The sequence below is a fragment of the Achromobacter sp. RW408 genome (assembly GCF_003184165.1).
GTDB lineage: Bacteria > Pseudomonadota > Gammaproteobacteria > Burkholderiales > Burkholderiaceae_B > Achromobacter > Achromobacter xylosoxidans.
This window is the reverse complement of record NZ_QHHO01000049.1, coordinates 1064110-1074353: the sequence shown is the minus strand read 5'-3', so window position 1 is coordinate 1074353 and position 10244 is coordinate 1064110. Positions and strand designations below refer to the sequence as shown.

Here is a 10244-nt window from a genome sequence, read left to right as displayed (position 1 = left end):
GCAGGCGCCCCGGGCCAACACCCGGCCACCAATCCGACACCCAGCCGATCGCCGGGGCGCGCCCCGGCAGGCGCCGCAATGGGCGCGGCCGGCGCACGAAGCGCCAGAAGTCGGCCAGCTCGCTGCGGAAGCGCAGCTTGCGCGGTTCGGCGAAAGCCGGAGCGCCGTCCATCAGGCGTCGTTGCCGCTGTGCAGCTGGCGGGTGGCCAGCGCGAAGTCGCCCGCCAGCATGGCCGGCACCACGGCGCGGCAGCGGTCGATGACCGCCTCGATTTCCTTTTGTTCTTCGCGGCGCGGCGGATGCAGCACGAAGTCCGCCACCTGCTGCGCCAGGCCGAGCGTGCGCGGATGGCCGATGCCGATGCGCAGGCGCCAGAAGTTCGGGCTGCCCAGCGCGGCCTGGATGTCCTTCAGGCCGTTGTGGCCGGCATGGCCGCCACCCTGCTTGAGTTTCACCTGGCCCGGCATCAGGTCGAGTTCGTCGTGCAGCACCAGCACCTGCTCCGGCGTCAGCTTGTAAAAGCGCGCCAGCGCCCCAACCGCCTGGCCGGAACGGTTCATGTAGGTGTTGGGCTTGAGCAGCAGGACGTTGTCGGCCCCCAGGCGGGATTTGGCCACCATGCCGAAGAACGACTTCTCCAGCGCGAACGAGGCGCGCAGGTCGTCCGCCAGGTGGTCGGCCAGCCAGAAGCCCGCGTTGTGGCGGGTGGTTTCGTAGTCGGGACCGGGGTTACCCAATCCCACGATGAGGCGTATGGGAATAGACATGATGGGGGGTGTTTAAACCAAAAAACCCTGCGCATGCAAATGCACACGCAGGGTTTCGGGCGCAAGCCGCGGGAAAGCCGAAGCTTTCCGGCAGGACTTAGGCGGCGGGAGCAGCCGGAGCGGCGTCGGCGTCGTCGGCGGCAGCGCCACCCTTGACGACAGCGGCGGCCAGCAGCGGGTTCTCTTCACCACCGTGCGGGACGTAGGTCACGCCCATCGGCAGCTTGATGTCGGCCAGGTGGATCGAAGCGCCGGCCAGGATGTCGGCCAGGTTGACTTCGATGAACTGGGGCAGCGCCGACGGCAGGCACGTGATTTCCAGTTCGGTGGCGACGTGGCTGATGATCGCGCCGCTCAGCTTGACGGCCGGCGAGACTTCAGCGTTCACGAAGTGCAGCGGCACCTTGGTGCGCAGCGCCTGGTTGGCGTCGACGCGCTGGAAGTCCACGTGCAGGACTTGCGGCTTGTAGGCGTGCCATTGAACCGAACGCAGCAGGACCTGTTCGTCCTTGGCGCCTTCGAGCTGCATTTGCAGGATCGAAGCGTGGAATTCTTCCTTGCGCAGGGCGTGGTAGATCTCGTTGTGGTCGAGTTCGATGTTCAACGGGGCAGCCGAACCACCATAAACAATGGCGGGAACGCGGCCCGCGCGGCGCAGGCGGCGGCTCGCACTCGAACCCTGGACGCTACGCGCAGTGGCAGTAAATTTCATGGAAAACTCCAAAAACAAAAATTGGCGAAGCGGACTTCGCCGGTTGTGATCACGGCGCACAACAGGTGCGCCGTGTTGCTTGCGTCCTGCCGCGACCAGCAGGACACAAAAAACGGGGAGGCTGGCGTCAGTCGACGAACAGCGAGCTGACCGATTCCGCGTTCGAGATACGCAGGATGGTCTCGCCCAGCAGCGCGGCGCACGACAGCTGGCGGATCTTGCCGCTGGCCTGGCCTTGCTCGGAGAGCGGAATGGTGTCGGTGACGACCAGTTCGTCCAGTTCCGACGCCTCGATGCGGTCGATGGCGCCGCCCGACAGCACGGGGTGCGTGCAATAGGCGTAGACGGCGCCGGCGCCGCGATCCTTCAGGGCCTGGGCCGCCTTGCACAGCGTGCCGGCGGTGTCGACCATGTCGTCCATGATGATGCAGGTGCGGCCGTCGACTTCACCGATGATGTTCATCACTTCCGACACGTTGGCGCGCGGACGACGCTTGTCGATGATGGCCAGGTCGGCTTCGAGCTGCTTGGCCAGCGCGCGGGCGCGCACCACGCCGCCGATGTCCGGGGACACGACGACCAGGTTCGAGAAATTGCGGCGCCAGATGTCGCCCAGCAAAATCGGACCGGCGTAGATGTTGTCCACGGGAATGTCGAAGAAACCCTGGATCTGGTCGGCGTGCAGGTCCATCGTCAGGACGCGGTCGACGCCAGCCACTTGCAGCATGTTGGCCACCACCTTGGCCGAGATCGCGACGCGCGCCGAGCGCGGGCGGCGGTCCTGGCGGGCATAGCCGAAATAGGGAATCGCGGCGGTGATGCGGCCGGCCGAGGCGCGGCGCAGGGCATCGACCATCACCATGATTTCCATCAGGTTGTCATTGGTAGGCGCACAGGTGGGCTGCAGGACGAAAACGTCCTTGCCGCGCACGTTCTCGTTGATCTCGACCATCACCTCGCCGTCCGAGAAGCGACCGACGGTCATCTTGCCCAGGGACATGTCGAGGTGGTTGACTACGTCCACGGCCAGCCGAGTGTTGGCCGTGCCCGTGAAGATCATGAAGCTATCGTTTGCCATGATGGATGATGCGATGGTCGTTTCGAGACACTAACGAGGTGATGCGAGAACCTGCTGAAACCGGAAAATAAAAAAGCTGCTGAACCCGGGCCAGTGTCTTACAGGCGTGTTCAACAGCTTTGTTATGTATTCGGTTGGCTGGGGAGGAAGGATTCGAACCTTCGCATGCCGGAATCAAAATCCGGTGCCTTAACCAGCTTGGCGACTCCCCAACTATCTTGCAATCCAATTCCGCAACGGATGTTCAGTCAACCCAGGACATGCCTGCACTAACCGGAACCGTGGATGCGTTGTGCTGCCTGTGTCATCTGCGTTTTTGCAGTTTGCTTCAACAGCGCCGCGCATTGTAGCGGTAATTTCCGTTTTCGCCAAAACGGCCTCCGACAGCTCGGAAAACTCGGCGTATAGACACGCGCCAGATCCCGACATGCGAACTTGGGTTCCCGTGTTTTTCAACACGCCCTGCTCTGCAAGCCACCGCGATGCCCTGAGAACCTCAGGATAAAGTCGGTAGACCACCGGCTCCAAATCATTTTTCCCGAAGGAAAATGTAGGCGAAGCAAGAAAGTCCGCTATTGTGATGTAAGAAGAATCCCTTGTCAAATCGGGTGCGGAAAAAATTCCAACGGTCGGCACGCTCGCGTCCGGCTGCGCCACCAGATAGGCCCGCGCCGGCAGGTCCAGCGCGGTCAGTTTCTCGCCCACGCCCTCGGCGAAAGCGGACTGGCCGAACACGAACACCGGCACGTCGGCGCCCAGCGGCAGGGCCAGCGCCATCAGTTCTCGCCGCGACAGCCCGGTGCCCCACAAGCGGTTCAATGCGATCAGCACGGTGGCCGCGTCGCTCGAACCGCCACCCAGGCCGCCGCCCTGCGGAATGCGCTTTTCCAGCGCGATCTGCGCGCCCTGGCGCGTGCCAGTGGCCTGTTGCAGGGCGCGGGCGGCGCGCAAGGTCAGGTCATCCTCTTCGGACACGCCCGGCAATTCCGTGGCGCGGCTGATGACGCCATCGGCGCGCGCCTCGAAGTGCAGCGTGTCGCACAGGTCGATGAAGCGAAAAGCCGTCTGCAGCAGGTGATAGCCGTCGGGACGGCGGCCCACCACGTGCAGGAACAGGTTCACCTTGGCGGGCGCGGGTACGTCATAGAGGGTCACGGCGGATCGGGAAAAAGGACGGATGCGTCGATTTTAGCGACCCGCCCGGGGTGGCGAGCGCCGGTACGCCATGACAGGGCCGCTGGCGTCCCGGGGGACCGGCGGGAGACCGATCCTATCGTCCGCAAGGAACGGCGCAACGGGAATGGGTCCCGGCTTGCCCGGACCTGGACGCCGCCCTCGGATGCGGATCAGGCGATCTGCGGCGCGACGCGGCCGGCCAGGCGTTCGGCCGGGGCCTCGATCACCTGCCCTTCCGGCAGCTTGAACACCGCCACGGCGCCCGCCAGCTGGCGCGCCTGCTCTTCGAGCGCACCGGCCGCGGCGGCGGCCTGCTCCACCAGCGCCGCGTTCTGCTGGGTCACGCCGTCCATCTGCGTCACGGCGCGGTTGACCTGGTCGATGCCGGTGGCCTGTTCCTCCGACGCGGCCGAGATCTCGCCCATCAGGCTGGTCACGCGCTGCACCGAATCGACGATCTCGCGCATGGTGGCGCCTGCGGTTTCCACTTGCTCGGAACCGACGCCGACCTTCTGCGCCGAGTCCTCGATGAGCTGCTTGATTTCCTTGGCGGCGGCGGCGCTGCGCTGGGCCAGCGTGCGCACCTCGCTGGCGACCACGGCAAAGCCCTTGCCCTGCTCGCCGGCGCGCGCGGCCTCGACCGCGGCATTGAGCGCCAGGATGTTGGTCTGGAACGCGATGCCGTCGATCACGCCGACGATGTCGGAAATGCGCGACGAGCTGCCCTGGATGGCGCGCATGGTCTCGACCACGCTGGAGACGGCCTCGCCGCCGCGCTGCGCCACGGCGGCCGAGGCGGCCACCATGCGGTTGGCTTCGCGCGCGGTGTCGGCGTTCTGCTTCACCGTGGTCGCCAGCTCTTCCATGCTGGCGGCGGTTTCCTCGAGCGAGGCGGCCTGCTCTTCGGTGCGGCTGGACAGGTCGGCATTGCCGGACGAAATCTCGCGCGCGCCGACGTTGATCTCATCCACCCCGCGGCGCACCGTGGACACCGTGCGCACCAGGCTGTCCTGCATGGCGCGCAGGGCACCCAGCAGCGCGCCGATCTCATTGCGGCCGCGATCGGCCACGCGGCGCGTCAGGTCGCCCTCGGCGATGCGGCGGAAGATGTCGCCGGCTTCCAGCAGCGGCCGCACGATCATGCGGCGGATCAGCACGTGCGCGCCCACCGCCATCAACAGCCCCAGCACCAGGATGCCGCCGAGCAGATAGGAAAAGACCATGTGGAACAGCGAGATCTCGTCCATCACCTCCTGCCCGGTGGTCTCGGCGCGACGCATGAAGGCGTCGCGCTCGGACACCAGCAGCTCCTGCACCTGCTGCGTGCCCTGCTTGAAGTAGGCGTCCATGTCACCGGCCTCTAGCACCTTGCCGACGTTCTGCAGGTTGTTGCTGAGATTGCCGTAGGCCTCGATCAGGTCCTTGGACTCGGCTTTCTCCTGCGCCGACAAACCGCCGGCAAAGCCCTGGAAGGCCCGGTCACCCGCGGCAATGCGCTGGCGCGCCAGGCGCAGTGCGGTGGTGTCGCTGGCGTTGCCCTGCGCCACCCGGGTGGCATAACGGCTCAGGTCGGTGCGCGCCGCCACCAGGGACAACGCGGCCGTGTTCACGGCGTTGACCTGCTGCGAGGAAAGGCGATAGAGCTGGCCGACGTCCTGGTTGGTCTGCCGCAGGGCGACGAAACCCATGCCGCCCACCAGCAGCTGGAAAGTGAAAAACACCGCGATGATCCCCAAGAGCATCGTCGCGATCCGCGTATTCCTGAACATTGGCATTCTCCGTAAAAAAGCGGCGGCGCGATCCGCGGCCACCGGCCTTGCATGCCGCGCGCGGGGGTCGTGCGCGCGGGTGTCGGAAGAATTATTCAGGTTAAACAGAATCTATCAATCAGTAACAAAGTCGATTTTGCAACGCTGATTTGCTGATTGAAGCGGGGCGGACGTGCTACAGCCAGACGACACAACGGCCCCGCAGGGCCGTCGAGGAAGTCACGAAGCGGTAGCAATCAGGGCTGGTTGACGACCAGGCGCACCATGATGCGGCGCCCCGGCTCCTGGCGCTCCAGCACCAGCATCTGCGGGCCGAGCGTGTCGTAGCGCGACAGCCGCGCGCGCCAGCCGCCCTGCTCGAAGGCCACGGGGCGTCCCAGGTCGTCGTTGGACACATCGGTGGCCTCGGGCTGGCCCGGCAGCTTGCCGCGCAGCCAGTCGCGCATGCCGGATACCGGCATGCTGCTGCCCAGGGCGTCTTCGGCCAGGGCATCGGGGTTGTCGGCCACCAGGCGGGTGCCGTCGGCCTTGGTCAGGCTGGCCGCGCCGGGCTGGCCTTCGACCCGCGCCTCGGTCGAGCCGAGCGGATTGGTCAGGTCGAGCACGTAGCGGCGGCCATCGTCCGACCAGGAAAAGCCGCCTTGCACGGCGCTCTGCTTGCCGTTTTCCTCGTTGACCGTGATGGCGAAGCGTCCGATACGCGAGAACGCGTCGGGCGAGGCGCCTTCAATGGGCTTGGGCGTGGTGGTGCAGGCCGCCAGCACGAACGCCAGCATGGCCAGCAGCGCCCAGCGCATCCATTCCAGGCCGAGACCGCGCGACGCTGCCGTCACAGGCTGACTCCCAGGCGCTTGATGACGTCAAGAACGGTCCTGTTCTTGGGATCCTTCTGCACCGCGGCGCGCAACAACTCGACCGCCTGGTCGCGTTTGCCCTGGGTCCAGAGCACTTCGGCCAGGTGGGCCGCGATGTCGGCCTCGGGCCGCACGCTGTAGGCGCGCCGCAGGTAGTCGGCGGCGGCGATCTGGTCGCCCATGCGGAATTTGACCCAGCCCATGCTGTCCAGGATGAACGGATCGTTGGGCGAAAGTTCCAGCGCCTGCGTGATCAGGTCCAGCGCCTCGGGCAGGCGCTGGTTGTGGTCGGCCAGCGTGTAGCCCAGTGCGTTGTAGGCGTGGGCATGCTCGGGATCCAGCGCGATGACCTGGCGCAGCATGCGCTCGAGGTCGGCCAGGCGGTCCTGGCGTTCGTACAGCATGGCCAGTTCGTACTTGATCTCGACGGTATCGGGCAGCGCCTGGTCCGCCGCTTCCAGCACCGAGACGGCCTGGCCGACGCGGTCGGCGTCGCGCAGGATCTGCGCCTTGGTCAGCACGCCCAGCGTGCGTTCTTCCTCGTCCTGGGGCGCGGCGGCGTCGACCATCTTGATGGCGTCATCGATACGGCCGGACTTGGCGCGCAGGGCGGCCTGGCGCATGCGGGCCGAGAAGCGCAGCGACGGGTCGTCGATGCGGCCGAGTTCGGCGATGGCTTCATCGTACTGGCCCTGGTCTTCGGCGATGCGCGACAGCAGCACGTGGGCATCGGCCGCGGCGGCGCCGGCGTCGGTGGCGCCCGGCACGATGGCGCGCTGGCGCTGGTTCTGCACGTCCAGGTACTGCTGCAGCAGGGTCTTGGCCTGCGGCAGTTGGCCGGCCTTGTAGGCCAGTTGGGCCTGCATGAAGAGCAGGTCGAAGTCTTCCGGCGAGCGCCGCGACATGGCCTGCAGTTCGGCGAGGGCGCCGTTGTAGTCGCCGGCATCGGCCATCTGGCCGGCCAGCATCAGGCGCACCTTGCGGGCGTTGGGATTGCGGGCGATATAGGCCTGGGCCTCGGCCTGCGCGCGCTGCGGATCGACCTTGGCGCCGTACTCCAGCACGCGCTGGGCGGCGGGCTCGGACCTGGGATCGGCGGCCAGGGCGGCGCGAGCCTCCTGGGCGGCGCGCGGGTAGTCGCCGGCGGCCGAGGCCACGTCGGCCAGCGCCAGATGGGCGGCGGGCAGCTTGCGCACGCTGTCGCTCAGGGATTCGTCGAGGATGCGCAGCGCCAGGCGGCGGTCGTTCAGGCGGCTCAGCACCGCCAGGGCCTGGCCGATGGCGGCCGGCTTGTCGCGCGAGGCCTCGATGCGGTTGCGCAGCGCCTGCGACAGGCCCTTGGTCTGGCCGTTGGCCGCGGCCAGCGCCAGTTCGGTGGAGCTGGCTTCAAGATCGTTCGGCGACAGACGGGCCCAGACACGGGCCGCGTCCAGCGCGCCGGGCAGGTTGCCGCCGGCCAGCTGGAATTCCAGGCCGCGGCGCGCCAGGCGGGGATCGCCGGTGTCGCGCGCCAGGCCGACCATGGTGTTGGCGGCGGTGCCGTACATGCCGCGCTGGGCGGCGATTTCCGAAGCCAGCACGCGGTAGAAGATGTCGGCGGTCAGCGACACGTAGGGCAGCTGGCCGGGACGCAGGCGGATCACCTCGGTTTCAGGCTGGCGGTTCTGGGGCGCCATGCGGGGGCCGGTCGCATCCCGCGTCCGGCTGTCGGCGGCCTGGGCTTGAGGGGCCAGGGTGGAGGCCAACGCAAGCGCCAGCGCGGCAATCCCGATATTCATTTGTTTGAAAGACGACTTCACGCGGCCCGTCCGGTTGGTGGCACAATCTTCGTACACGCAATTGATGATCTTACACTGGCTCATGCCGGAACTGCCTGAAGTTGAAACCACGCGTCGCGGAATCGACGCCGTCATCACCGGCCGCCCGCTCACGCGGCTGGTCGTCCATGAGTCCCGGATGCGCTGGCCCATCCCGGCCGAACTGCCCGCCCTGGTGGGCGGCCACACGGTGCGCGAATGCGGCCGCCGCGGCAAGTACCTGCTGCTGCGCTTCGACCACGGCACCCAGATCGTGCACCTGGGCATGTCCGGTTCGCTGCGCAGCGTGGCGCCCGGTGAATTCCTGCGCAAGCACGACCACGTCGAATGGATCTTCGACCAGGCGGTGCTGCGCCTGCACGACCCGCGCCGCTTCGGCGCGGTGTTGTGGCATCCCGATGCGGACGGACCGGTCGAAAACCACCCCCTGCTGGCCAGGCTCGGCATCGAGCCGTTCGACCCGCGCTTCGACGGCGCCTGGCTGCACCATCACTTCAAGAACCACGGCGCCGCGATCAAACAAGTGCTGCTGGCCGGCATGGCGGTGGTGGGCGTGGGCAATATCTATGCCTCCGAAAGCCTGTTCCGCGCGCGCATCAATCCCAAGACCCCGGCCAACAAGCTGTCGCGCGCCCGCTGCGACCGCCTGGCGGACATGGTGCGCGCCACCCTGGCCGACGCCCTGACCTCCGGCGGCAGCACCCTGCGCGACTACGTCGGCGCCACCGGCGAGCCGGGCGCCTATTTCGAGATCCACGCCGCGGTCTATGAACGCGCCGGCCAGCCCTGCCGGGTCTGCGGCACGCCGATCAAGCGCATCGTCCAGGGCCAGCGGGCCACCTACTACTGCCCGAAGTGCCAGAAGACCTGAGCGCCCCCGCCTGACGCCATCCCAGCCCCTGGGGCCTCCTTTGGTCCGAAAGGTTCCCATCCCGGGCCGCCCTGCGCGGCCCGGATGCATTTGGGCAGCCCCGGAAATCCAAGGGAAATCCCTGCCAAAAAGGGTCAATTCGTTTATAGCAAACGTATTGCACAACCACTAACGCCACGCTATAGTCCGTCCACACACCCTATTCCTATAAAAGTGGAAGGAGCCTCCATGAGCAAGCAATTCGCTTCGCACGCCGACCTGAGCGACAAGGTCGTGTCGTTCGAAAAGCTGTCCGACAACGCCTACGCCTACACCGCCGAAGGCGATCCCAACACCGGCGTGATCATCGGCGACGAGGCCGTCATGGTGGTCGACACCCAGGCCACGCCGGTCATGGCGCAGGACGTCATCCGCCGCATCCGCGAAGTCACCGACAAGCCGATCAAGTACATCCTGCTGTCGCACTACCACGCGGTGCGCGTGTTCGGCGCCTCGGCCTACAACGCCCAGGAAATCCTGGCCAGCCGCGACACCTACGACCTGATCGCCGAACGCGGCGAGCAGGACAAGGCCAGCGAGATCGGCCGTTTCCCGCGCCTGTTCCGCAACGCCGAATCGATTCCCCCCGGCCTGGTCTGGCCCACCATGACGTTCAAGGGCGAGATGACCGTCAACCTGGGCAACCTCGAGGTCAAGCTGCTGCAGGTCGGCCGCGGCCACACCAAGGGCGACACCATCGCCTGGCTGCCCGAGCAGAAGATCCTGTTCGCCGGCGACCTGGTCGAATACCAGTCCACCCCCTACTGCGGCGACGCCTACTTCCGCGACTGGCCCAGCACGCTGGACGCGCTGTCGGGCTTCGAGGCCGAAAAGATGGTGCCCGGCCGCGGCCCGGCGCTCAAGAACGCCACCGAAGTGCGCCAGGGCCTGGCCGGCACGCGCGCCTTCCTGACCGACCTGTACGGCGCGGTCAACCGCGGCGTGGCCGAGGGCAAGGACCTGAAGACGATCTACCGCGAGGTCTACGACTTCATGAAGCCGCGCTACAGCGACTGGGTCATCTTCGACCACTGCATGCCGTTCGACGTGTCGCGCGCCTATGACGAAGCCACCGGCCACGTCCATCCGCGCATCTGGACCGACAAGCGCGACCTGGAAATGTGGGCACAGCTGGAGGGCTGATCCCGCGCGGCCGGCGC

Annotated in this window: 9 protein-coding genes and 1 tRNA gene; 2 read left to right on the top strand and 8 right to left on the bottom strand. The window is 66.9% G+C overall.

Annotation, left to right across the window (positions count from 1 at the left end):
• Positions 1–171: 171 nt before the first annotated feature.
• The 8 genes from pth to DK459_RS24360 all read right to left on the bottom strand — a co-directional run bounded on the left by pth (position 172) and on the right by DK459_RS24360 (position 8219).
• Positions 172–768, bottom strand: coding sequence for an aminoacyl-tRNA hydrolase (gene pth / locus DK459_RS24395; protein WP_026384832.1), 597 nt, complete (start codon positions 766–768; stop codon positions 172–174).
• A 97-nt stretch (positions 769–865) separates the two neighbouring features.
• Complete coding sequence (locus DK459_RS24390) at positions 866–1480, bottom strand: 50S ribosomal protein L25/general stress protein Ctc (RefSeq protein ID WP_006385925.1); 615 nt, start codon at positions 1478–1480, stop codon at positions 866–868.
• Between the two features lie 127 nt (positions 1481–1607).
• Entirely contained in the window at positions 1608–2558 is a 951-nt protein-coding gene (locus DK459_RS24385; protein ID WP_006227587.1) for a ribose-phosphate pyrophosphokinase, read from the bottom strand.
• A 135-nt stretch (positions 2559–2693) separates the two neighbouring features.
• Positions 2694–2770, bottom strand: a tRNA-Gln gene (locus DK459_RS24380).
• Position 2771: 1 nt separating this feature from the next.
• Entirely contained in the window at positions 2772–3713 is a 942-nt protein-coding gene (gene ispE, locus DK459_RS24375) for a 4-(cytidine 5'-diphospho)-2-C-methyl-D-erythritol kinase (protein ID WP_054442666.1), read from the bottom strand.
• Between the two features lie 191 nt (positions 3714–3904).
• A complete protein-coding gene (locus tag DK459_RS24370) occupies positions 3905–5503 on the bottom strand; it encodes a methyl-accepting chemotaxis protein (protein ID WP_006385923.1) in 1599 nt (532 codons plus the stop codon).
• A 236-nt stretch (positions 5504–5739) separates the two neighbouring features.
• Positions 5740–6300: a lipoprotein insertase outer membrane protein LolB gene (gene lolB / locus DK459_RS24365; protein ID WP_020926327.1), complete on the bottom strand. Its 561-nt coding sequence runs from the start codon at positions 6298–6300 to the stop codon at positions 5740–5742.
• Between the two features lie 32 nt (positions 6301–6332).
• A complete protein-coding gene (locus DK459_RS24360) occupies positions 6333–8219 on the bottom strand; it encodes a lipopolysaccharide assembly protein LapB (RefSeq protein WP_006385921.1) in 1887 nt (628 codons plus the stop codon).
• Here DK459_RS24360 and mutM point away from each other — a divergent pair.
• Positions 8218–9045, top strand: a complete 828-nt coding sequence (mutM, locus tag DK459_RS24355) for a bifunctional DNA-formamidopyrimidine glycosylase/DNA-(apurinic or apyrimidinic site) lyase (protein WP_026384827.1) — start codon at positions 8218–8220, stop codon at positions 9043–9045. The two genes, DK459_RS24360 and mutM, sit on opposite strands and share 2 nt — an antisense overlap.
• A gap of 228 nt (positions 9046–9273) precedes the next feature.
• Complete coding sequence (locus DK459_RS24350) at positions 9274–10227, top strand: MBL fold metallo-hydrolase (protein ID WP_006385919.1); 954 nt, start codon at positions 9274–9276, stop codon at positions 10225–10227.
• Positions 10228–10244: the final 17 nt, after the last annotated feature.